Here is a 23,060-nt window from a genome sequence, read left to right on the forward strand (position 1 = left end):
TCGGGCATGGCTCTCCTCCAATATGCTTCTTGTCTCGACAACTCGAATCATACCGGGGCGGGCCGTGCCCTCCTTCCTATCTGGACGCTATCCTGCTGTCAAAGTGCGCAAAAAATTGTACGTTACCTTCGCAACATGGAAGCCGGTTCCCTTGCGCCGACAGAACGAAAACGCTCATCGATGCACCGGCGAGAGTACGAAGCGGGAAAACGGAGATGTCGAGAACGCATCTGGCTGGGCCGCAAGGATTCGAACCTTGATAGCTGGTACCAAAAACCAGAGTCCTGCCGTTGGACGACGGCCCAGTGAGCAAATCGAAGCGCACAATGACGAGCGAAAATGGTGGGCCGTGAGGGAATCGAACCCGCGACCTTGGGATTAAAAGTCCCCTGCTCTACCAACTGAGCTAACGGCCCACATCCGCATCGATGCGCGATTGCTTATTGTACCTGGGCGCTCGCAAGCGGTCAATGGTGAATGCGAATACAGACAGACAGGCGCGAAACCATGCATCAAGGCCCGCACGTCGGCAGCAAAAGCAGCCCGACAGCAATCCGGACAACGGCCAACTCCGACACCACACCGCTGCATTTCATCCGAAGTCGTTCGAAGGCAAGGCCTTTCGCGCCTCAAACCACGGCAACACCCAGGGATTGCCACCAAACCGCCACCGTTTTCAGCGTATTCCATACTAAAATTGACGCGTCCCTTTTGAAGCGAGGTGGTCGCATGAGCGAAACGAACAACTGGTGCTCGAAGGTGCTTGTCGCCTACGACGGGTCGGCCCCTTCGGCTCGCGCGCTTGAATTGGCCCGCAAGATCGGCGCGCAGAACGAACAGGTCGAGTTCGTCTTCGTGCATGTCGTAAGACTTTACGGCACGGGAACCGGAACTGAAACGGTCATCTTCGACGAGGCCGTCAAAGTGCTTGACGAACTGAGCGCCCTGGCCGACGAAGTGCCGAACACGGCATGCGCCCGTCTTCTGAGAGGCACCTCACCCGCCGACCTCATCGTGAAATGCGCTCGCGACGAGGGCTGCGACCTCATCGTCATGGGCAGCCGCGGACAGGGCGGCGTGAAGGGATTTCTCGGCAGCGTGAGTTATGCGGTGGTGCAAAGCTCGCCCATCGCCGTGCTCATCGCCAAAGACGCACCGCGTACAGCGTAAACGATCGCGCCGGGTTGACGAGGCGCAACACGCGCCAACGGGCACGGCGGGCGAATGCGCTTAGGCGAGACAAACGTACTCGTCCCGTCCAAGCGGGCGAAAGCGCAAGAGGATGCGCGGCCCGGCAACGGAGGGTCGCCGCCAGCATTCCGCTCCATTGTCCCAGCTGCAACCTAGCTTTCGCGGCCTCGACTACCGCAACCAGCCCTCTTCCTCGCCTTCGCATTCGCATTGTCCGGGTGCAACCCTCCTTGTTGCAAGCGGGTTCTCGCCTAGGCAAGCAGCATCATCGCAAACACAAGAGGAGTCACGCAAATCGGCAACGATCGATGGGCAATCGCCCCTCCACCGCGCCTCCTCGCCCCCACATCACGCCATGCAGATCAGCGCGGCACGGCAAAAAGAGCGCAGACGCGATACCGCAGTATCTGCGAAATGAAATACCGATACATCAGGGGAAACGCAGGCGCAACGAAGAGGCAACCCGGACACCGCGGAGAAAAAAGGCCGCAGACATCACAACAAGGGACGCGAGCACAACGAGAGAACAACGCGAATGTCGCCAAGAGGGCCAGTGCAGCAAAAGAGAGGCGCGCGGGATCCACGCACCCGAAACCCCCTTTTCGTAACGTTTCCGCGGTGTTAGTCGGTCGCTTTCGCCACCCGGAACGTGTCTTTGTCGGGAGCGAAGGAGCGCATGGCCTCGATGGTGCGGGCGAACAGGTCGTCCAGCTCCCAACCGAGCATCTCGGCGCCGCTTCTGATAACGTCGCGGCTGACGCCGGCGGCGAAGCGCTTGTCCTTGAACTTCTTCTTGAGCGACTTCACTTCGAAGTCCATGACGCTCTTGCTGGGGCGCATGACGATGGCGGCGCCGATGAGGCCCGTCAGCTCCTCGGTGGCGAACAGGATCTTCTCCATCATGAGCTCGGGCTTCGGCAACTCGGGGTTGAAGTCGGACGTGTGGCTCTGGATGGCGCGAATGAGCTCGGGCGAGCCGCCGGCGGCCTCGATGAGCGGCGTGGCGTACAGCGTGTGCAGCTCGGGCTCGTCGTCGTGCTCTTCCCAATCCAGATCGTGCAGCAGGCCCACGATGCCCCAGAACTCCTCGTTCTCAGGATCGTACTCGCGCGCGAAGTAGCGCATGGTCTGCTCCACCGTCTCGCCGTGCTCGATGTGGAACGGATCCTTGTTGTGCTCTTTCAACAGCGCGAACGCCTCGTCGCGCGTCATGCCCGCCTCAAGCTTTGCCATGTCCATCGCTCTCCTTCCGAAATCCCAGGATGTCAGCTTTCCTGTATGCTACTCCATCGGCCCCGTCCTGTCAGCGCGCTTCGAGCCGCAAGCCCGCCCGTTTCGCCACGCGCAAGCGAAAGGAAACGAAATCCGATCGGGAAAGGACAGCAAGGCAGAACGGGCAAGGCAGACCGAGCGGATCCGCACAGCGCCGACGCTACCCCTCGGCCTCTGCCGCCACAGCTCTGAAGTAGGCGTCACGCTCCACCTCCCAGCGGGCAGCGTCCTCAGCGGTGATGGGGCGCAGCACGCGGCAGGGGTTGCCCGCTGCCACCACGTTTGCGGGCACGTCCTTCGTCACCACCGAGCCGGAGCCGATCACCGTGTTGTCGCCGATGGTCACGCCCGGATTCACCACCGTGTGCGCGCCGATCCACACGTTGTTGCCGATGGTGATGGGCTTGCCGTACTCCAGCCCGCTTGCGCGCACGGCCGCGTCGATGGGATGGCCCGCGCAGCACAGACTCACGCGCGGCCCGATCATCACGTCGTCGCCGATGGCCACGCGGCACTCGTCAAGCACGATCAAGCCGAAATTCGCGAAGAAGCGCGCGCCCGCATGGACGTTGCAGCCGTAGTCGCAGTGAAGCGGCGGCTCGACGTGCGCGCCCTCCCCCACCGAGCCGAACAGCTCCTCCAGCAGCGCGCGGCGCCGATCTCCCTCGTCCTCGCGCGTGGCGTTGTACTGGCGCGTCAGCCGACGCGAGCGCGCGCCCATCGCCATGAGCTCGGCGTCGCCCGCGAAACGATACAGCGCTCCCGCCTCCATGCGCTCTCTCTCAGACATGCATCCTCCTGCCGATCAATCCACCCTCCTGCGTCCGATACGCAGACGGACACCCTCCCTGCGCTCGCATCGTCTTGCGACGCGGACTACGCGCGAGCATACGCCGCGCGCGCTCGCGATCAGCGACAACGGGCGAAACATCTGCTCGCCAGTCAGCGCACGCCGCACGCCGCACTACGCGTCGGCCACCCATGCGGCGATGGGCTGCCGACGGCTGCGCACCACCGCCGCGAACCCCGCATCCACCATCGGACGCTCGCCGTATACGCACCGCTGCGCGCCCGTTGCCCGATCCTCAGAACACGACACCGAACGCGTCCGCGAGCAGCCCCCAGCCAACGCCCATCGCGTACAGCACGGCGATAATGGCTGCGTTCTCCTTGGGATGGCGGTTCGTCCGCATGAGCACGAGCAGCCCCACACCCGCGCTGACCAGCAGTCCGGCCAGCATCGCGCCCGATCCCAGCACGCCCTCCACGTACAGCTGCGCGATAACGACGCTGGCCGCGCAGTTCGGCACGAGGCCCACAAGCGCCGAACCGAACACCGAGAGCACCGGATTCGCCCCCAGGAACTCGGCAAGCGCGTCCTCGCCCACCGCCTCCAGCACGCCGTTCAGCACGAGCGTGACGGCGAACACGAACAGCGTCACCTGCAAGGTGTGCTTCACGGCACTTCTGAGGATGCCGCCCCCGCCGTCGTGGCAGTGGCAATGCTCCTGCTCGCACAGCTCGTGGATGTGCAGCGGCGCATCGATGCGGCGCGCAATGCGCAGCCCCGCGTCCACGATGAACCCCATCACCATGCCGATGACGATCTTCACGCCGACGATTTTGAGGATAACGTCGATCGGCACCTGCTCGGCAACGAAGATGGGCAGCATCTCGTCGGAAGTGGACAAAAGCACGGCGAACAGCGTGCCGAGCGTGATGACGCGCCCCGCCCACAACGTTGCCGCCGCCGCAGAAAACCCGCATTGCGGCACCACGCCCACGACGGCCCCCACGATGGGACCCGCCGCCCCCGCGCGCTGGATGGCGGCCTCGGCCTTGCCGCCCGCTTTGTGCTCGAGCCATTCCATGGCCACGTAGGTGACGAGCAGAAACGGGATGAGGTACAAGGTGTCCGCAACCGAATGCGAGAGCACGTGCCCAGCGCTGTGCAAGAATTCTTCCATGCCGTGCATTATAAGCCCACCGGACAACGTTCCGTTCGCGCAACAGCCGCCCGTCGCGAAATGGTCATGGATGGACGAAGGCGGCAGCGATGCCGTCGACAGGAGCTGTGCATCCCCGCGAAAACCGACGCGCGAGCAACCCGGTACGCGCACAGCACTGTCGGCAATGTCGCCGCGCGGAAACGCATCTTCGAGGCGCGGACGGGGGACATCGCTTCGCCGATAAGCTATACTTTTCGTTACTTACCTCAACGATAGGAGGAAAACCATGGAAACTGCACAAGCCGGATGGTATCCCGACCCTTCGGGCGACGCCACGAAGCTTCGCTACTGGGACGGCGAACGCTGGACCGACGATTACGCCGATGCGCAGCCGAACGCCCAGGCCGCCTCGCAGCCGACCCCCGCTCCGCAACAGCCCTCCGCAGCGCAGTCCGTCGCCACCCCGACCTATTATCCGCAAGCGCAACCCGTCGCCAACGACAGCGACCGCGGGCTGCGCTTGGCCGCATTCATCCTGTGCATCCTCTCCACCGTGGCGGTGTGCTGGCTCATCATCCCGCTTGCCTGGATGATCCCCATGACCGTGCATTGCTACGGCATCTACAAGGGGACGAAGGCGAACACGACCGGATTCGGCGTGTGCACGCTCATCTTCGTGTCGCTCATCGGCGGCATCCTGCTGCTCATCTCCAAAAAGGACCGGTAGCGCGCCTTCGCTGACACGCAGCACGGGCGCGCTGGCATGCGGGCTTCCTCGCACGCCAGCGCGCCCGCATTCTCATGTCCGCACCCGACATAGCCCGTCCAGAAGACTCCCCTGCGGTTTTCCACCATGTCCCATTCTCAGAATCGTGCGCTCGGCAAGGGCTGATGCGGCAAGCGCGGCACCAGCCCTTGTCGAGCGCACGCTCACCAGCATTGCCGGATGCGGCTCGTCGGATGCGCCCGTCGCAGGATGAGCCCGTCGCATATCGCTCATCGAACGCCGTACGCAAAGAGGGGGCCGCATATGCAGCCCCCTCTCGATTTGCAAGCGTGCGTACAAGTTTGCAAGCCGCGAGGCTTACATCATGCCGCCCATGCCGCCCGCGGCAGCAGCCATGGCCGCCGGATCGGGATCCTTCGGGATGTCGTTGATGGTGGCCTCGGTGATGAGGATGAGGGCCGCGACGGAAGCAGCGGACTGCAGCGCCGTGCGGGTCACCTTCACGGGGTCGTTGACGCCCATCTCGATCATGTTGCCATACTCGCCGGTGGCGCAGTTCAGGCCCTCGCCCTTCGCCATGCCCTTGACGCGCTCCACGACAACGCTGCCCTCGTAGCCGGCGTTCTGGGAGATCGCGCGGATGGGAGCCTCGAGCGCCTTGCGGATAATGGCGATGCCCACTTCCTCGTCCTTGTCGGTGGTGTCGATGGCATCGAGCGCAGACTGCACGTCGAGCAGCGCCACGCCGCCGCCAGCGACGATGCCCTCCTCGACAGCTGCGCGGGTGGCCTGCAGCGCGTCCTCGATGCGGGACTTCTTCTCCTTGAGCTCGGACTCGGTCGCAGCGCCCACCTTGAGCACGGCCACGCCGCCGGACAGCTTCGCCAGACGCTCCTGCAGCTTCTCGCGGTCGAAGTCGGAGTCGACGCGCTCGAGCTCGGCCTTGATCTGGCTGATGCGGTCGTCGATGGCCTTCTTGTCGCCGGCGCCGTCCACGATGAGGGCGGTGTCCTTGGTGACCTTGACCGTCTTGGCATGGCCGAGCATGTCGACCTTGGCGTCGGCCATGGTCATGCCGAAGTCCTTGTCGATGACCTGCGCGCCCGTGACGGCGGCGATGTCCTCGAGGATGCGCTTGCGACGGTCGCCGAAGCCGGGAGCCTTGATGGCGACGCAGTTGAACGTGCCGCGCAGCTTGTTGAGCAGGATGGTGGCCAACGCCTCGCCCTCGACGTCCTCAGCGACGATGAACAGCGGACGGCCGGAGCGCATGACCTCCTCCAGAAGCGGCACCATGTCCTGGACGTTCGTGATCTTCTGGTCGGTCAGCAGGATAAAGGGATCGGAGAGGACGGCCTCCATCTTCTCCATGTCGGTGGCCATGTACGGCGAGATGTAGCCGCGCTCGTACTGCATGCCCTCGACGATGTCGAGCTCGAGGTCGAACGACTGCGCGTTCTCCTCCACGGAGATGGCGCCCTCGTTGCCCACGGCCTCCATGGCCTCAGCGATCTTCTCGCCGATCTCGGCATCGCCCGCGGAGATGGTGCCCACGTTGGCGATCTGGTCCTTGCCGGCAACCGGCGTGGCGTCGGCCTTGATGGCCTCGACCACGGCGTCGGTGGCCTTCTGAATGCCGCGACGGATGCCGAGCGCGTCGGCGCCGGCGGTCACGTTGCGCAGACCCTCGGACACGATGACATCGGCCAAGAGCGTGGCGGTGGTGGTGCCGTCGCCGGCCACGTCGTTGGTCTTCACGGCCACCTCGCGCACGAGCTGAGCACCCATGTTCTCGACCGGATCCTCCAGCTCAACTTCCTTGGCGACGGTCACGCCGTCGTTGGTGATGGTGGGGGCGCCGTAGGACTTCTCCAGGGCGACGTAGCGGCCCTTGGGGCCAAGCGTCACCTTGACAGCGTCGGCCAGCTTGCTCACGCCGGCAGCGAGCGCGCTGCGGGCGTCGGCTTCAAACTTGATTTCTTTCGCCATGATGCCAATATCCTTTCGACTGTCTGCAAGTAAAGGTAATCACGGGCTTTTTGTGATGGGTCGCGGAACCTTGAAGGTTCTGAACGTTTGAGCTAAGCGGCCTTTGCGCCGCGTGCGAAAGCGCTCAGGTTCTGAAAGGCTCGGCGGCCACCACGGGAAGCCGTCGGGTTGAACTTACGCGAACACCGCGTACAGATCGTCGGCGCGCAGGATGAGGACGTCCTCGCCCTCCACGTTGATCTCGGTTCCACCGTACTTGCCGTATACGACCTTGTCGCCCACCTTCACGGGAACGGGGACCAGGTTGCCGTCCTTGTCAAGCTTGCCGTCGCCCACAGCCAGAACCGTGCCGCTCTGGGGCTTCTCCTTCGCCTCGGTGGCGAGGTACAGGCCGGAGGCCGTCGTCTCCTCGGCCTCGTCCTGCTTGACGATCACGCGATCACCCAGAGGTTTCAAATTCATAACGCTGCCTTCCTTTCGTCCGACTGGTGTACGAAACTGGTTATCGCACGTTTGCCTATTTAACCACTCGATTGTGGCGACTGCTAGCACTCAGTGGTAACGAGTGCTAAACAATGAGTAACTATAGCATCCTCGCACCCGAATGCAAGGAAATTTGAGGAAATATGAGCGTATGTGACTAAGATTTCGCCCAATCGCCAAATGATCGCCACAATTGGAACGAGGCGACCGCGCCGTTCGCTGACGCAGCCAAAAACGAAACGCGCTCCCACCTCGCCCCAATCGCCCAAGGCAGCGGGACGAGGCACCGCCGAACCTTACCGCAAGCCCGGCTTCACGAGGCCGCTTTCGTAGGCGCGCACGACGAGCTGGGCGCGGTCGTGGGCGTCAAGCTTCGCCATGATGCGCGCGAGGTGCGTTTTGACCGTGGCGGGCGAGATGAACAAGCTCGACCCGATCTCGTCGTTCGTTAAGCCCCGGGCCACCAGCACGAGGATCTCGCGCTCGCGATCCGTCAGCTGGGAAAGCCCGGCCGTGCGCGTCGCCGCCATGCTGGCGGGGCGCGCGGCCACGAACGTCTCGACGAGGCGGCGCGTGATGGACGGCTCGATGAGCGCATCGCCGCGGGCCACGACGCGCACGGCCGAGGCGATCTCGTCCGGCTCGGCGTCCTTCAGCAGAAAGCCGCTCGCGCCGGCAGACAGCGCGTCGTAAACGTACTCGTCCAGATCGAACGTCGTGAGAATGAGCACGCGCACGCCTTCGAGCGCGCCGTCCGCGCGAATGGCGCGCGTGGCTTCGATGCCGTTCATGCGCGGCATGCGGATGTCCATGAGCACCACGTCGGGCGAGAGCCGCCGCGACAGCCCGACGGCCTCTTCCCCGTCGCGCGCCTCCCCCACCACCTCGATGCCGTCGTAAGACATGAGGATGAGCTTGAAGCCGCTGCGCACGAGGTCCTGATCGTCCGCGACCAGCACGCGCACCGGCTCCGAACGCCCCGAGCGCTCGGAATGCCCCGCGCGCTCCGGCCGCCCCGAACCTTCCGACCAACCCTGCCGCCCCACTCGCTCCATGCCCTACGCCTCCGTTCCTCTCACCGGGATGCTCGCCACCACGCGAAAGCCGCCGCCGGCCTTGGGCCCTGCGGAGAACGCGCCACCGAGCAGGTGCACGCGCTCGGCCATGCCGGCAATGCCATGGCCACCGCCCGCACGGGCCACCGCAGTTGCAGAATCGGACGCAGGGACAGGCGCGCCTCCGCGTCCGTCGTCTTCCACCACAAGGCGCGCTTGGCCGTCCTCGAGCGCCAAGCGCAGCGTCGCCGTGCGCGCCCCCGCATGGCGCACGATGTTCGTCGCCGCCTCGCGCGCGATGCCGAACAGCGCCATGTCCACATGCGCGGGCACGCGGGAGCTGTCGTAAGAGCGCGCATCGAGCGACGCCTCCACGCCCGCGCCGCGCAGATACGACACGAGATCGTCCAAACGATCGGTGCCCGCAGCGGGTGCCGTCTCTGCCTCGTCGCCATGGCGCAGCACGCCGATCATGCTGCGGATGTCGTCAAGCGCGCTTCTCGCCGTGGCGCGCACGGTCGCCACGGCCTCCTTCGCCGCCACCGGATCGCGGTCGATGAGCCGCTCGGCTGCAGCCGCCTGGATGCTCACCGCCGACAGCGAGTGCGCCGTGATGTCGTGTACCTCGCGCGCGATGCGCACGCGCTCCTCCTCCACGCGTCGGGCGGCCTCTTCCTCGCGCGTGCGCTCGGCCTCCGAAGCGCGTTCTTCGGTCGCCTGGACGTAGGCGCGATGCGCTCGATAGGCGTATCCCGCGAACGCGGCCGCCGCAACGAACGCGATGTTCTGGAAGCGCGTGAAGAAGGCGAGGCTCGCCGTCCGCGACGGAGCGTCGACGAACAGCAGACCCGCCACCGCCACCGCCGCGCCGACGACCGCTTCGGAGCGCCCCCGCTCGTTCGCAATGGTGTAGAGCGCCACCGCCGGCCCGACGATGGTGAGCGAGAACCCGCTGAACGCATCTTGAAATCCCAAAAACGCGACGAAGCAGAACAGGAACACCGGCCACGGGCAGCGACGGCGAACGATAAGCGGCGCCGTGGTGAGCGCGAGCGCCACGAACACCGACGCGTCCGGCACCACGTTCACCATGCCGAGGTATTGGCGCAGCGCGAGGTCGGGTATCACGATGGACGAAGCCGTGAGCATAAGCTGCACGCAGCCGAACAGAAACGACGCCGCGGCCGCCGCGGCGTCGATCGCCCAATCCTTCGCCGTCATCGGCCGATTGCTCACCAGAAAGCTGTCCATGCCCCCATACTACGCGACCCCGCCTCGGCATGCCATACCCCAAGCGATGTACGTTCGGGAATAGCCCCAGTCGGCGACAGTGCGCAAGGAGCAGGCAGCCCTCCCCCTCTCCCGCCAAATCGTCACCAGGCGACAACACCCCTACCCTTTTGCCGCCGTGCGATTCGCTTGACGAGCTGGCCGCCACCATGGACGTTCCGGCCGACACGCTCAAGGAGACGTTCGCCGCCTACGACGCTTCGGTGGCTGCGGGCGAGGATGCCGAATTTGGCAAGAAGCTGTTCCTGAACTCGCTTTCCGCTCCATATTACGCGATGAAGCACTTCCCCTACCGCTACAAGACGCACGGCGGCATGAAGGTTGCCACCGACAGCCAGCTCACGGACAAAGACGGCACCCCCATCCCCAACGTGTACTGCTGCGGCTCCACCGTCGCCGACAGCGGCAGCGACCTCGCGCCCAACGCCGGCAGCGGCCTGGTCACCGGCAAGGCCGTGGTGGCGGCGCTCAAGGCGTAAGCCCCCCCCCCGTGTCTGCGGAGGGCCGTCCCGCCGCAGACACGGCCCTCCGCACTTTGAACGATCCGGAAGACGCGACACCCGCCATCCGCAAAACGCCGCGCTGCGCCCTTCGCACGCAAGCGCAACGAATCTCCCCCAAGACCGGGGGCGCCGTCGGCATCTACGCCGACGGCGCCCCCCTGTCGTTCCTACCGCAGCGTCCTACGGCGATGCTTGCGCGTCGCCAGCGCCAAGAAGGCCGCGGCCACCGTCGTCACCGCGCCCACAAGCAGAAGCGGCGCGCCATCACCCGTCTTCTCCAGCTTTGAACTGGGCAGCTTCGGCGTCTCCTCATCAAAGGCCTGCAGCGACACCCCATCGTCAGCCACCCGGTAGCCAGGCTGCCCCGCAACCGCTTGCGTGCTGTCTGCCGTTGGCGCGATGGTGCCATCGGCTGCCACCGTAAACGAGAACGCGCCCGCTATGACCTCGTAGCCCTCCGGAGCCTTCTCCTCCTCCACCGTGTAGGTGCCGCCCGCGACAAGCAACGCATCGACCAGCGCCGCCTCGCCTCGTTCGTCAGTCGCAAACCGCACCTCGGCAGAGCCGTCGGCGAACGCCGAGCCCGCAGCGGGCTTCACAACAAACTCCGCACCCGCCAGCGGAACACCGTCGATGTTCGTCTTCACCAGCTTGAACGCAATGGGTTCATCCACAGCCGTCAGCACGACCGACCCATCGACCACCGTGACTTCGTACGTGCCGGAACCGTCCGAACCATCGTCGGCCAACTCGATCGAGCCGTCCGCGCCCACCATGAGCTCAACCGACCCGGCCACCTCGTAACCTGCGGGAGCAGTAATCTCGGCAAGCGTATACACGCTCTCGCCCACAAGCATGCCCTCAGGAACGCAAGCGATGCCGTCCTCTCCGGTTGCCTCGAGCACAAGCTCGGTGGAACCATCGGCAAATGCACCGGACAGGGCGAACACCGCACCAGGAAGCACATCGCCGTCGGCGTTCTGCTTCATAACCTGCAGCTCGATAGGAGCGTCAGAAACGACAAGCGTCACTTCCTCGGCCTCGGCATCGATGGTGTAACCCTCAACCTGCTCGCCCGCAATAGCGATGGCGCCGTCAGAACCCACCTCGAACGCGAACACGCCCTCGATGAGCTCATAACCCGCCGGTGCCTGGATCTCGCGCACGACATAGGTGCTGCCTGCAACCAACATGCCGGGCTCGACCTCGGCGACGCCTCCTTCGTCCGTAACCAACATCATCGCATCGGTGCTGCCGTCAGCAAACGCGAAGCCCTCGGCAGGCGCAAGCTCGAACTTGGCGCCGCCGAAGTTCTGCGTGCCGCCCTCGCCCTTCTTGACCAGCTGCATCGTGATAGGCGTGTCGGTCACCGTCACGGTCACGGTGCCATCGCCGATGGAGTAGGCATCTGGAGAATCGCCCACAACTTCAAGCGTGCCATCGGCGTTGACCATAACCGTCAACGCATCGGCAATAAGCTCGTAACCCGCCGGAGCTTTCGTCTCGGTGATGGTGTACTCCTTGCCCACGATCAGCTTGCCCCTAAGCTGGCTCGCATCCACCTTGCCGTCCGCGCCCGTCGTAAGCACGATGGGACTTTCGGCGCCATCCGCAAACGTGCCCGCAACCTCAAAGGTCGCGCCGCCCAGGCTCGCACCCTCGGTGGACACTTTGGCGATGTCGAGCTCGGTCTGCGCGTCGGCCGCCTTGACGGTGATGACGCCACCCTCGCTGGAGAGCGTGTAGCCATCGGCTTCAGTCGTAACCGTCGCACTGCCGTTCGCATCAACCGTGAACTCGAACGCGTCCTCGAGCATGGTGTAGCCATCCGGCGCCTTGACCTCAATCACCTTGTAGGCGTTGCCAGCCACCAGCTCCGTAGAGAGGCTGGTGTTGCCGGAAATGTTTTTACGCGCAGTCGTACCGTCGGCAAACGTGCCCTCGATGGTGAACGTGGCACCATCAAGCGCCTTACCCTGCTCGTCAACCTTCTCAAGAACAAGCTCGATGGGCGCGTCCTTGGCGGTGAAGGTGTAGCCGTCCTCTCCCGCGGCCCAGCCTTCGGGCAGGTCGCCGTAGGTTATAGCGCCGTCCTTCTCGACCGTGAACTCCAACGCGTCGTCCAGCAGTTTGTATCCGGCCGGGGCCTTCGTCTCGCGCACGGTGTAGCTCTCGCCTGTAACCAGCAAGCCCTCATCAAGCAGATGCGCGCTTTCGGTAGCCGTCAGCGTCTTGGACGCCTCACCGTCGGCGAACTTGCCTTTGATGACGAACTCCGCGCCGGAAAGCGCCTTCTCGCCCGTCTCGTCCATCTTAATCAGCGATATGCCCGCCATCTTGGGGTTGACGAGCTTGCCCGCATCGATCGTCACGCCGGCGGCAACAGCCTCTCGGTCGATGGTGAACGGCGCGGTTTCGCATGTGCCGTTCTCGATGACGAAGCCGTCGGCAGACTGAACCTCCACGAACTTGTAGGTGCCCCACTCAAGGTTGGAAACGCTCAGGCGGCCCGTTTCGTTGTCGCCCGTCTCCTTGGTGCCATCGACGGAATACGCGTAGGCCTTGCCTGCCTCCAAGCCCGCGGCGATCGGAACCCAGCCGGCCACGATGCGCTGCTGCAGCACGAACACCGCGCCGTCAAGCGCGCTGCCGTCGTCGTCCGTTTTAAGCAGCGTGGCAGCGCCCGTCAGGCGTTCGTTGGAAATGCCGCGCTCGTCAAGTGCAGAGCCCTGCCAACCGTGCGCTTCGCGCACCTCGGCATCGTTGAAATCAAGCGGGTCGGCGCTTGCGGCACCTGCGCCGTTGAAGTCGCCATCATCGATGGTGAACGTCGCTTGGAACGGATCTGCCACATCGTAGCCCGCATTCGCCACCTCGGTCAGGCGGTAGGCGCCCTTCCTGTCGAAGGACAGGCGCAGCGTGCCGTCGGAGGCGGTGGCGATGTCCTCGGCAACCGTCGTCCACGTGCCGCCCGCCGCCTGATGCTCCAGCTTGAAGTGGGCATCCTTGATGCCGCTGCCGGTTGTTGCGTCGTACTTCGCAAGCGTGGCGCTGGAGGCGAACGACGTGTTGTCCTTTTCCACCTCCACCGTCGCGGGCTTTCCCGCCACGATGGTGAAGGGCACCTTGTTATCCCCCTCGTCAAGGTGAACATCGTCCGGAGCGCTCGTCTCCACGAAATAGTACTCGCCGGGATGCAAGCCGTCGGCAAGCGTCTTGTGGTGCTCGTCTCCACCCGGAATAACCTCAATGCCGTCGGCCTCAACGCTCTTCCAGGTGCCATCGTCCCCGGTCACGATATCCTTGGCGATAAGCACGTCGGGCTCGCCCACGCGGTACAGATCGAAGGAAACACCCTCAAGCCCGCCGCTGCCATCGAGCGTCTTTTTGAGGTTGACATGCCCGCGAAACACCTCGTCTTTCACCTTGATGGTGATGGTGCCGCCGGGGTTGGCGCCCTCGACCACAAGTTCGGCGTGGCTGGGGGATGCCGGCAGCGCCACCACGCCCTCGGCGCTGATCTGAAGGCCGATCGGCTCCACCGTCACATGGCCTGTGGGGGTCTTCGTCTCGGTGATGGTGTAGCCGCCTGCGGGCAGGCCGATAATCCATCCGGCGTTGTCACCCGTCATCTCGGTGCCGCCTTGGGACACGTCATCGGTGCCCCGCCGCCACACCTTCGACGAAACCTGCCCCGCCTCGTCGCGCGACCACACGGCGAAGGTCTTGCCGCCCTCGCCCGTGATGGTCAGCTCCACGCCGTTCAGCACCTCGCCGTCATAGGCGTCCGCGCACACCTTGTCAAGCGTGAAGCGCGTGGCGGTGTTCTTGATCTCACGGCCCGTATCGCCATCGGGATACACCGGGTAGAAGCCCTCAGCGGAACCCGCTTCCTCAAGCGCCCAGTAGATGTACTCGACGCCCTTCTGATCGCACTTCGGCAGATTCGTGTACGTGTAGGCCCACACGAGGGGGTCTTCGGTCTTCCCCCACGTGGGCTGACCGCCGTTTTGCTGGTAGGTCACGCCCTCGGTCGCGCCGTTCTCCCCCGCCTTGCGGTAGAGCTTCAGCTGGATGTCGGGCGCACTACCATCGGAGAAATCCGGCATGAACCCGGTGTCGTAGTCTTCCCAGGTCTTCCTGCCAGAGAACTGTGTTTCCACGAGGTCGTTCGTGAAGGAATAAGAATCGGTATAGCCTTCCCCCGTTGAATCGACGACCCAGAGCGAATCCTCCGTTTCGGGGTCGGTGTAGGCGGCAGAGCCGTTGCCCGGCGTATACCCCTTCGGCGTCACCTCGACTAGGCGGTACCGGTACTGATTGCCCTCGTTGTCGTACTTCGGCAGGTTCTCGAACTTCGCGGTGGCACCCTCGTCTTTGTTTGTGATTTCCACGGACACGATGCTCGGATCGTCCCACGAACTCCAATCGCTCTTGCTTTCAAGCGCGGAGCCGTACTCGGTCACCCATTCCCAGCTGTCGAATGAGCCGTCCTCGCTCGTCGTGCGCTGCAGCAGGAACGCGACCGACCATGCATCGCTCGACGCGCTTGAGCCGGGGCGCGTGTGATAGATGTTGTCGCCATCGCTCCACACCTTCTTGCCCTCGATGCTCGTGTGCTCCAAGGCATTGTCAAGCGCCACGCTGGTTTCGACGCCGTAGTTGATATCGCCCTCGGTGCGGCTCGTCTCGGCGCTCACCTTGTGCGAGCCGAACGTGCCCTCGTAGGTGAAATCAACGCACAACTTATCTCTGTTGAACGAAGGCTCGAAGCTAACCCCCACATCGCCGATCTTGGTCTCGGCAACGCCGTAGGCAATGTAGAGCGTCGAGCCGTTGTCCTGCCTCAAGGTAAACGGCAGGGATGCCCACAGGTGGCTCCAGTCGTTCTTGTCGCTCAAAACCTGGGTGAAATCCGCTTCGCTGTCGGGCGCGGTCGTCTGCGACCCGGCGCGCGTGACAGCACCGTCGTCGCTCTGCAGGTACGGCTCCAGCAGATCCCATGCGGGCTGAATATCGCCCACCTGCTCGCCTTCGCTGTTGCAGGTGGCCGCCCAAAGCTGCACCGTCACGCTATCGGGACGCAGACCGTACGCGTCATTGCCATCCTCGCTCCACGTCTTCTTGACGCTCGCATTGCCCTCAAGCACGTTCTGCAGGGGCCATTTGAACTCGGAATCAGACGCGTTATCGCCCGCTTCTCCTGCGGTGTTGCCGTTCATGATGCGGTAGCCTGTGCCGTTGGGCAAAATCTCGGACAGGCGGTACTCCCACGTGCTGCCGTCGGGCGCGTACGCTTCAAGGCCCTCGACCGTGAACACCCACGTGCTGTCATCGTCGCCCAGCTCGCAGGTGAACGTTGCCTCGTGCTCGCCCCACTCGCCCGTGATGGTGTCTCCCGGCTTGACATCGATGCCGTCCATCTCGGACCAAATCTCCTCCTGGCCCGAATCGGAAACGCGCACAAGCCGCAGGTTCAGGCTCTCCGGGCGCTCGCCGAAGGCGCCGTCGTAGTCCATCCACTGCTTCTCGCCCGTCAGCTTGAACGGCTCCGGCTTATAGTCGTTGGCGAAGGTGATGTCCACGGTGTCATCGTCGGCTACCAAGGACGCGCCATCCTTCATGGCATCGGGCGACTGCACGCCGCCCTCCGTCGCCGTGCCCGCTCCCAGCTCGGCACTGCCAAGGCTCAAATCGCCCACGCCCACCGTAGTCTCGTAGCCGTCGATGCTGCGCTCCACCACGTAGTACTTCCAGTACCCGCCGGTGGGAGCGTAGATGTCCAAGTCCTCGAAGGTGTAGGTGGCGCTCCCGTTCGCATCGGTGCCGAACTCGCTCGCCTTGATGGTATGCTCGCCCACCTTCTCAGCCAGATAGGTGCCCAAGCTGTCGTAGGTGCGCCACAACTCGAAGGTCACGTCGGGGTAATGGTCGCCCTGCGCCCGCCCATCGAAGAGCTTCTTCACGGTGAGCTTTGCCTTTTCGGACTGGTACACGTTGTTCAGCTTGAACGAGCCCGTGTCGCCATGCTGGATGACGTAGACGCCTTCGCTCACGAGGGATTCCTCATCCGACGCGATGTCAACGCCGTCGAAATCCGCGTCCGCATTCGCCGGAGAATCGATGACGCCCCAGATGACCTCACGGGCGCGGTACTCGTAGCGCACGCCGTCCTCGTTGTAAAGCGGTAGCACCTGCTCGCCCTCGGGCACCGGCGCGTCCGCCGTGCTTCCCTCGTGGAACTTGTTCACGCCGGTGTGCCAGATGGTGTAGGTGAAGTGGCTGTCGTCCACACGTCTCAAATCGGACGTCTCGGCAACATAGCCGCCCTCGATCTTGTAGCCGTGGGGTGCGCCTTCATCCTTGCTGAGCTTCATGGAAGGCCAGTCTTTGTCCGTGGCAAGCTTCTGCTGCAGGTAGATGGTAAGCTCGGGCACATCTGCCTCGGGGTAGCCGCCCGTGTTGGTCCAGATCTTCTCGCCGTTGGCGAAGAGCTTGCCCTCGACGCGGTTCACGAACTCGCCGTCCTCGTGCACGGCCCACTTGGAACCGCTTGTCACGTCCGCAACCTCGGGTTCGGTGATGTGGTTGCCGCCCTCGGTGTCAAGCAAAAGCGCCTCGCCCGATTCCACCTCTTCATCGGGCATATGGCCGCGCGCGAACATCACGGGCTGGTAGTCGTAGCTCGCGGCGTCCGCATCCATTTTCTCAGTGGCGTAATAGGTTATCTCGTCGCCGTACTTGTCGTACTTGGGTAGGCCGGAGATGACGCACATCTGATGGTAGTCGGTGCTCTCGCCCTCGGTCACCGGGCTCCACGAGTACTCGATGTAGCCATCGACCTTCCTATAACCTCCCGGAAGGTCCTCCGTCTCCTTGCTCACCTGGTACAGCGTGAGATAGATATCGGGGCGCTGGTTCAAGTTCTCATAGACGTAGGCGTCCTTCCAGCGCTTGTAGAAGGCCACGTCGCGCGTGCCGGTGCGCCCGTTCACGAACTCGTCGGTTTGCGTGTCGTGGTAGTGGCGCTTGCCCACCGTATAAGAGCTAGTAGTAGTAGTAGTAGTAGTAGTAGTATAGTCCCCCATTTCGCCCAGCCAGCGCTCGTTTATCTCATAAAAAACAGATTCGCCCTTGCCGTTGTACTTGGGCAGCCCGAAAAATTGATAGGTGGACTTCTCCTTCGCGGTGTCCACGTTCACGGCGAAGCACCCGTCCTCGGTCAACTCGCCCTTCACGTTGCCGCCTGTCTCGTCCAGAATGGGCAGGTTGTTCGCACTGCCCTCAAGCTGCACGTAGCCGGAGCCCTCCTCGTCGACGGTGAAGGTGCCCGCGCCCTTCACGATGCTGAGCACGATCTGCGCCTGCGGGCGGGTGTTGCGCTCGTCGCCCTCGTCGAGGTCACCCAGATTGTCGTTCCACACCTTCTCGGCCGTAAGGTCGATGAGTCCGATGCGGCGGTTCGCCACCTTGAGCGCTTTCTTGGGGTAGTCCTCGCTCATGCCGTAGGACAGCTCGTACACATGATCCTCGGTGGGGATGCGGCTCGCGTCTTCGTTCGTCCAAGCGGGGTTCACCCAATCCCAATCGCCCTTGCCGATGGCACCCCAGCCGCCTTCCTCCACAGCGGCGTCAATCGCCTCTTGCATCGTATAGGCGGGGAACTCGATCAGGCTCTCATACCCGATGCCGCCTCCCGCGTACACGGGATCGTCGTCCACGTGCTCATCGGAAGAGGTCATGCCCACTTCCTCGATATAGAAGTCATCCGCATCAAGGTCGCCGATGGCAACCTCGAACTCCTGGTACCAGGCGTACGCGTCGGAGAGCACCATCGTGGCGACAAGATCGCCCTTCGCGTAGCTCGCTTTGGGCGTGCCGTCGGCGTTTTCGGCAGCGGAGCGCATGTCGTGCTTGGCGTAGACGTTCACCACGCAGTTCAGACGGTGCTGGGCGTCAGAGCCGTCGACCCACTCCTTCACCACGGGGACGATGCTCGCCTCGCCGGGGCCCACGGTGTTGGTGATGGTGGTCGTGCGCGTGATGGGGTCGTAGGCGCGCTCCTGATGCCAGCCGTTGTCCTCCTCGATCACAAGGTATTGGTAGCGGTGGCCGTCGGGCGCGTACTTGGGCAGGTTCTCGAAGTCCAGATGGTAGACGTCCGTCTCCTGCGAGGTGGGCTGGGGGTCGCCCGCCGCCACCTCGGAGACGATGGATCCCAGCACCGTGGGCGCATCGTCCACTTCGCCATCGAGCGTGGCAGAACCGATTTCCACGCCGTCGCGGTAGATATGCACCGTCACCTCGGTGCTCTCGGGCATGCCGGGGAAGTTGGGCTTAACCTGCGCCACGTTGTTTATGTCGTTCGCATCCTGCTGCCAGAGCTTGTCAACATGCTGATCAGTGTTGTTTGTAAACGTGTTGACGATAACGCCGTCCTCGTCCACCGTGGAGGTGAAGTCCAGGGTTTCAGTGCTGGAAGCATCGCCGGACACGTAGTCGGACACCTCGAAGGTCAACTGGAAGCTGGCGGTGCCGTCCGCGTTGCGCTTGAAGTTCGTGGGCTCGCCGCCCTGGGTGACGTTCGTTTCCACCCAACGGTATTCAAGCTCGTTGCCCTGGCTGTCGTATCGGGGGAAGCTACCGGTATGCGTTCGCGTTAACTCCTCGGAGGAAAAGCCTGTGAGCGTGACGGTGGAGCCCTCGACATCCTGCCACGCATCTTCATCACCCTGCTGGCTCACGGGGCGCGCCTGAGCGGTCAACTCGACCTCGACCGAGTTCTCAGGGTTCTCGGGGTCGTACAGCTCGTCTTGGAACGCGGCGATCTGCCAGGTTTTGGTCGCCTCCACCGAAACCGTGTCGGTCAGGCGGTTGGAGACGGTGCCGCCGTTGTAGATGAAGCGGTCGCCCTCGGTGCGCTCCCAGTCCACGAACACCGGGCCGTCCGCACCTTCGTAGTTCGGGCCTATGTCGCCCGTCACGGCGCCGTCTTCGCCCACGGTGCCGAACAGCTGCTCGTAGTTGCTGCCGTTCATGCTCTCGCGCAGGCAGTAGATGTAGGGGTTTCCGTCGGGGTCGTACTTGGGCAGGATGAGGTCAAGGCTGCCGCCGGTGTACTTCTCCGCAAGCAGCTTGCCCAAATCGACGGGGTTCTCGCCCGCGTAACCCGCCGGAATGGTGATTTCCACGTACTCGGTTTCTGCCGCGTTGGAATCGGGGGAGAACAGGGGCAGAATGTTCTCAGAGCCGGACAGGCGCACCTGCGATGCTGTTTCCGGGCCGGAACCCGCCGTGTAGCGCCACAGCGTGAACGTGAGCTCCGGGCGGCCAACGCTGATGTCGCCGTCGTAGTACATCTTGTAGCCGTCGTAGGAGGTGGTGCCCGCGTGCACGAGCGTCAGCGTGCCGCCGGAGTACATGGCGGTCACGTCGCCGCCGTGGCTGGGCGTGCCGGAGTTGTCGTAGATGGGCTGGTAGTAGTCCTCGCTCTCCGTGGTGCCATCGCCCTGCTCGCCCGTGTAGGTGATGCCGTAGACGATGGGGTTGCCCTCGTGGTCGTACACGGGGAAAAGCCCGCTCAGCGTGAAGGTGTTGGAATCCTTATCGTAGTTGGCCGCGTCTTCCCAGCAGCCCTCGAAGGGGTTCACGTCACCCTCGTAGAGCTCGCCGAAGAAGTCGGCGAGCGTGATGGTCTGCTGCCCTTCGGGGTGCTCGCCGGGCACGATGGAGCTGCCGTTCACCGTGGCGGTGAAGGCGAATTTGTCGAGGTTTTCCTTCACGAAGTCCTTGACGCTTTTGTCGCCCATCTTGCCCGTGAAGGTGAAGGTCTTGCTTTCCAGCAGCTGGAGGTATTGCACGGCGGCGGGAGTTTCGGCATCGGCGAAGGTCACGCCGTCCGCTCCGTCTGAGTGTACGTTGTTGCGCTGGTAATTGCCGTAGGTGTTGGTATCGGCCAGCGACCAGGAAAGCGTGTAGGAGCTCTTCTCAACCACGTCGGGCAGCGGGTTGCCCTCGTCATCGAGCAGCGGGTTGCCCTCCTCGTCCACCTGCGGCGTGGTGACGGTCTTGGTGGCTTCGGTGGGCATGGCGCCCTGCGTTTCGATGAAGTAGGTGCCCGTGGAGGTCTGCCTGCCCGAAACCGTGGGCAGCGCGGCGATGTCTGCCGCATCGAGGTTGAGCGCGGCGACGAGTTCGGGGTTGGGAGTGCCGGGTTCGCTCCAAACAGAGTAGGTGACGGCGTTGCCGCCTTTGTCCGTGATAGTCACGCGCAGATCGTAGCCGGGCAGGACGCTTTCCAGCGCGGGACGGCCGGAGTTGTTGTTGTCCGCCCAGTTGGTGGTGATGGAGAGCGCCGGGCCTGCGCCCTTGTACTCCCACTCGATAGAGGGCTCGCCCGCGACGGGTGCGGGCGCCTGCGCAGCTGCGCCCGTGCCGGGGACGGTCATGCCCCACAGCGCGCGGATGTCGTTGCGGGAGGGAAGCGCAAGGGTTTCGCTGTGCGGGCCCTCCGGGGTGTTTCGCAGCATCCAAAGCGCTTCCGTTGGCTCGTCGTCGCTCAATTGCGCTTCTTCGACGGTTACCGGAAGCGACACCGTGCCGTTGATCGGCGCTTCCAGGGCGGCGTCTTGGCTCTGCCCGTCGGGAGCGACGAACGTCACCCTCAGCGAGCCGTCGACCACCGCCGCCGTGGCGATTCGCCGCTCCGTGGGAGCGCCCTGCTCGTCCACGGCGTAAACGGGCATCTCTTCGATCTCTTCGATGCCGCTTACGGGCGTTGCCGCCTCGGGAAGGCCGATGGCGAACCAATCGCCCGGACGAACGGCCCCGCCCGATTCTTCGGAAGAGGGATCCAGCATAAAGGAAAGGGAGAGCGCAGCGGGGATCTCGCTAGGAAGCTCCCCGTCAACCGCCACATGGTCGGGGCGGGTTTCCGCTATCGAAACCTTTGCCTCGAAGAGCTTCAGCGACTGGGAACGCTCGGTCCAATCCACCGACGCGCCGGCCGGCTCTGCCACGCTTCCAACCTCGGCGGCTTCTCCGGGTGCGGAGGTCGCCCCGCCCTCGGCTCCCAAAGCAGGTGCGGGTCCGGCGCCTAGGGAACCGGCGGCCTCCCCGCCGTCAGCGGAGGAGGCGTCATAAGTAAGACCCCCCCCCCATGACGGAATTTCCGAGTTCGCCCACCGCGCCCGCATCGTCTGCCGACGTCTGCTCCAACGCAGGGAACTCTTCGACGGCAGCGTCGTCGTCCGTCGCATACGCCATCGTCGTCAGCGGCGTCATCGTGAACACCAGCAACGCGGCCAGCCCCACGTTAAGCGCCCGCACGCCAATCCTGCGCGCCTCATGCCATCTCGCCATCTTCATAGCAACCTCCTCGGCATAAAGGTAACCGCCCCGCGCAACGAAGCGACCGTCCTTCCGACCCTATCCATCTCACCCAAGAGCGCCCTCTTACCCTGAGCGCTTTCGTCAGCGACCATAATTGGAAGTAATTTTACCACATAAGAGACAGCGACATCAAATTACCACCCCCCCCCCATCAGGCATTTCGCGGCATTTCGCGGTTCGACGAAAAAGCGGGACGAAAATGGCGGCAGCGGCGGCGCAAAACGAGGCCGCTGCAAAGACGATTTTGGCGCGGATCCTCTTCGCAGTCCAAGCCGCACGTCCATCGATCCCCAAATCGGCTTTCCACCCGACTGTCCCACCCAGACATCACACGAGCAGCTTTTCGCTTACCTCCAACATGGCCCGCCCAACAAGGCACCAGCCGACGAAACCCGCAGACAGGTTCATCGCGTCTTCGCACGACGCAGCTCCCAACGCACCACCCGCGCCGACTTCCTCTTTCGCCATGAACGATAGCCCCTTCGCAACTGCGCGAATTGGGCATCCGCAACCTTCTCGCCGATAGCCATGAAAGCATTGCTCCACGAGGCCGCTCGCAAGACGCGGTTGTAAGGCCGTAGCGCCTCGGCAACCCCAGGGCAACAGGCGTTTCACGCGCCTCCAAGCCGCGCCGGGGAGCCGGGATCGGAGGGCCGAGGGCCAGAGGGCATGCTTGTGCGTCTGCGGAAACGTTCGCCAAAGCAAGCGGATAGGCCCGAAACGGACAGCCACTGCCCGGATTGCCAAACATGGACGCAAAAGGGCAGTTGCGGAATCGAGCGGCTTCTTCCTTTCGGACGCCGAGGCGCCTGCCCCCTCGCGAGAGGTCAACCTGCGACCACGGAGGAAAGAGGCCCAGATACCCGGCGGGAAGCCGTGCGAGCCGGAAAAGCGCAGGCTCGCGCCCAAGAACAACGCAGCCGACTGCGCATGCGCAACCGGTTAGACCTGCCGCAAGTGCGCGGAAGGCGCGGAAGTCTCAGGGCTTCGGCAAGGGCGCTCGGGGGGTGCGGAAGCCCCAGGGCTTCGGCAAGGGCGCTCGGGGGGTGCGGAAGCCCCAGGGCTCTGGCAAGAGCGCTCGGGGGGTGCGGAAGCCCCAGAACTCTGGCAAGAGCGCTCGGGTGAGGGCGGGCAGATCCGGGCCAGAAGACCTTCCGAATCCGCTCCCCGAGCCGTCGCCGAAAGGCCTGATCCCCGCGTAAGGAGGCCG

At 64.0% G+C, this 23,060-nt stretch carries 14 protein-coding genes and 2 tRNA genes; 3 read left to right on the top strand and 13 right to left on the bottom strand.

All coding sequences use genetic code 11. The features are described 5' to 3' along the window. Positions 1-231: 231 nt before the first annotated feature. Both C2L80_RS06130 and C2L80_RS06135 read right to left on the bottom strand, forming a co-directional pair. Positions 232-305 (bottom strand) — tRNA-Gln (locus C2L80_RS06130). Positions 306-340: 35 nt separating this feature from the next. Further along, positions 341-416, bottom strand: a tRNA-Lys gene (locus C2L80_RS06135). Positions 417-729: 313 nt separating this feature from the next. Here C2L80_RS06135 and C2L80_RS06140 point away from each other — a divergent pair. Further along, a complete protein-coding gene (locus tag C2L80_RS06140) occupies positions 730-1,170 on the top strand; it encodes a universal stress protein (RefSeq protein ID WP_087195537.1) in 441 nt (146 codons plus the stop codon). A gap of 642 nt (positions 1,171-1,812) precedes the next feature. Here C2L80_RS06140 and C2L80_RS06145 read toward each other — a convergent pair. The 4 genes from C2L80_RS06145 to C2L80_RS06155 form a co-directional block, all read right to left on the bottom strand. Beyond that, positions 1,813-2,424 (bottom strand): HD family phosphohydrolase, encoded by a 612-nt coding sequence (locus tag C2L80_RS06145; protein ID WP_087195601.1) that lies wholly within the window; start codon positions 2,422-2,424, stop codon positions 1,813-1,815. 199 nt (positions 2,425-2,623) lie between these two features. Next, complete coding sequence (locus C2L80_RS14665; RefSeq protein ID WP_087195536.1) at positions 2,624-3,253, bottom strand: sugar O-acetyltransferase; 630 nt, start codon at positions 3,251-3,253, stop codon at positions 2,624-2,626. A 174-nt stretch (positions 3,254-3,427) separates the two neighbouring features. After that, positions 3,428-3,562 carry a hypothetical protein gene (locus tag C2L80_RS14565; RefSeq protein ID WP_273531822.1) on the bottom strand — a complete coding sequence of 45 codons (135 nt, stop codon included), beginning with the start codon at positions 3,560-3,562 and terminating at the stop codon, positions 3,428-3,430. Then, entirely contained in the window at positions 3,549-4,430 is an 882-nt protein-coding gene (locus C2L80_RS06155) for a putative manganese transporter (protein ID WP_087195600.1), read from the bottom strand. The genes C2L80_RS14565 and C2L80_RS06155 overlap by 14 nt, the downstream gene beginning before the upstream one ends. Before the next feature lie 268 nt (positions 4,431-4,698). On the opposite strand from C2L80_RS06155, the gene C2L80_RS14145 reads away from it, so the two are divergent. Further along, positions 4,699-5,139 carry a DUF2510 domain-containing protein gene (locus C2L80_RS14145; RefSeq protein ID WP_204600543.1) on the top strand — a complete coding sequence of 147 codons (441 nt, stop codon included), beginning with the start codon at positions 4,699-4,701 and terminating at the stop codon, positions 5,137-5,139. 357 nt (positions 5,140-5,496) lie between these two features. Here C2L80_RS14145 and groL read toward each other — a convergent pair whose 3' ends face one another. The 4 genes from groL to C2L80_RS06180 form a co-directional block, all read right to left on the bottom strand. Beyond that, entirely contained in the window at positions 5,497-7,128 is a 1,632-nt protein-coding gene (gene groL, locus C2L80_RS06165) for a chaperonin GroEL (RefSeq protein WP_087195535.1), read from the bottom strand. Between the two features lie 174 nt (positions 7,129-7,302). Continuing rightward, a complete protein-coding gene (locus tag C2L80_RS06170; RefSeq protein ID WP_087193059.1) occupies positions 7,303-7,590 on the bottom strand; it encodes a co-chaperone GroES in 288 nt (95 codons plus the stop codon). Between the two features lie 317 nt (positions 7,591-7,907). Further along, positions 7,908-8,666 (bottom strand): response regulator transcription factor, encoded by a 759-nt coding sequence (locus C2L80_RS06175; protein ID WP_103262858.1) that lies wholly within the window; start codon positions 8,664-8,666, stop codon positions 7,908-7,910. 3 nt (positions 8,667-8,669) lie between these two features. Further along, positions 8,670-9,917, bottom strand: coding sequence for a sensor histidine kinase (locus C2L80_RS06180; protein WP_103262859.1), 1,248 nt, complete (start codon positions 9,915-9,917; stop codon positions 8,670-8,672). 188 nt (positions 9,918-10,105) lie between these two features. Here C2L80_RS06180 and C2L80_RS06185 point away from each other — a divergent pair, with 188 nt between their 5' ends. Further along, positions 10,106-10,435, top strand: coding sequence for an FAD-binding protein (locus C2L80_RS06185; RefSeq protein WP_224759214.1), 330 nt, complete (start codon positions 10,106-10,108; stop codon positions 10,433-10,435). Between the two features lie 191 nt (positions 10,436-10,626). On the opposite strand, the gene C2L80_RS06190 is transcribed toward C2L80_RS06185, so the two are convergent. The 3 genes from C2L80_RS06190 to C2L80_RS13855 all read right to left on the bottom strand — a co-directional run bounded on the left by C2L80_RS06190 (position 10,627) and on the right by C2L80_RS13855 (position 22,318). Next, on the bottom strand, positions 10,627-21,477 hold the full coding sequence (locus C2L80_RS06190) for a SpaA isopeptide-forming pilin-related protein (RefSeq protein ID WP_169999008.1): 10,851 nt from the start codon (positions 21,475-21,477) through the stop codon (positions 10,627-10,629). A gap of 118 nt (positions 21,478-21,595) precedes the next feature. Then, positions 21,596-21,826, bottom strand: coding sequence for a hypothetical protein (locus C2L80_RS14030; protein WP_141684144.1), 231 nt, complete (start codon positions 21,824-21,826; stop codon positions 21,596-21,598). 351 nt (positions 21,827-22,177) lie between these two features. After that, positions 22,178-22,318, bottom strand: a complete 141-nt coding sequence (locus tag C2L80_RS13855) for a hypothetical protein (RefSeq protein ID WP_157941027.1) — start codon at positions 22,316-22,318, stop codon at positions 22,178-22,180. Between the last annotated feature and the right edge of the window lie 742 nt (positions 22,319-23,060).

Source organism: Rubneribacter badeniensis, assembly GCF_002899695.1.
GTDB lineage: Bacteria > Actinomycetota > Coriobacteriia > Coriobacteriales > Eggerthellaceae > Rubneribacter > Rubneribacter badeniensis.

Bases quoted from the DNA above. Each gene is read 5' to 3' on its own strand.
- C2L80_RS14030 (WP_141684144.1), bottom strand. From the start codon at position 21,826: ATGAAGATGGCGAGATGGCATGAGGCGCGCAGGATTGGCGTGCGGGCG.
- C2L80_RS06185 (WP_224759214.1), top strand. From the start codon at position 10,106: ATGGACGTTCCGGCCGACACGCTCAAGGAGACGTTCGCCGCCTACGAC.
- groL (WP_087195535.1), bottom strand. From the start codon at position 7,128: ATGGCGAAAGAAATCAAGTTTGAAGCCGACGCCCGCAGCGCGCTCGCT.
- C2L80_RS06145 (WP_087195601.1), bottom strand. From the start codon at position 2,424: ATGGCAAAGCTTGAGGCGGGCATGACGCGCGACGAGGCGTTCGCGCTG.
- C2L80_RS14145 (WP_204600543.1), top strand. From the start codon at position 4,699: ATGGAAACTGCACAAGCCGGATGGTATCCCGACCCTTCGGGCGACGCC.
- C2L80_RS06175 (WP_103262858.1), bottom strand. From the start codon at position 8,666: ATGGAGCGAGTGGGGCGGCAGGGTTGGTCGGAAGGTTCGGGGCGGCCG.
- C2L80_RS06180 (WP_103262859.1), bottom strand. From the start codon at position 9,917: ATGGACAGCTTTCTGGTGAGCAATCGGCCGATGACGGCGAAGGATTGG.
- C2L80_RS06140 (WP_087195537.1), top strand. From the start codon at position 730: ATGAGCGAAACGAACAACTGGTGCTCGAAGGTGCTTGTCGCCTACGAC.
- C2L80_RS13855 (WP_157941027.1), bottom strand. From the start codon at position 22,318: ATGGCGAAAGAGGAAGTCGGCGCGGGTGGTGCGTTGGGAGCTGCGTCG.
- C2L80_RS06170 (WP_087193059.1), bottom strand. From the start codon at position 7,590: ATGAATTTGAAACCTCTGGGTGATCGCGTGATCGTCAAGCAGGACGAG.
- C2L80_RS14665 (WP_087195536.1), bottom strand. From the start codon at position 3,253: ATGTCTGAGAGAGAGCGCATGGAGGCGGGAGCGCTGTATCGTTTCGCG.
- C2L80_RS06155 (WP_087195600.1), bottom strand. From the start codon at position 4,430: ATGGAAGAATTCTTGCACAGCGCTGGGCACGTGCTCTCGCATTCGGTT.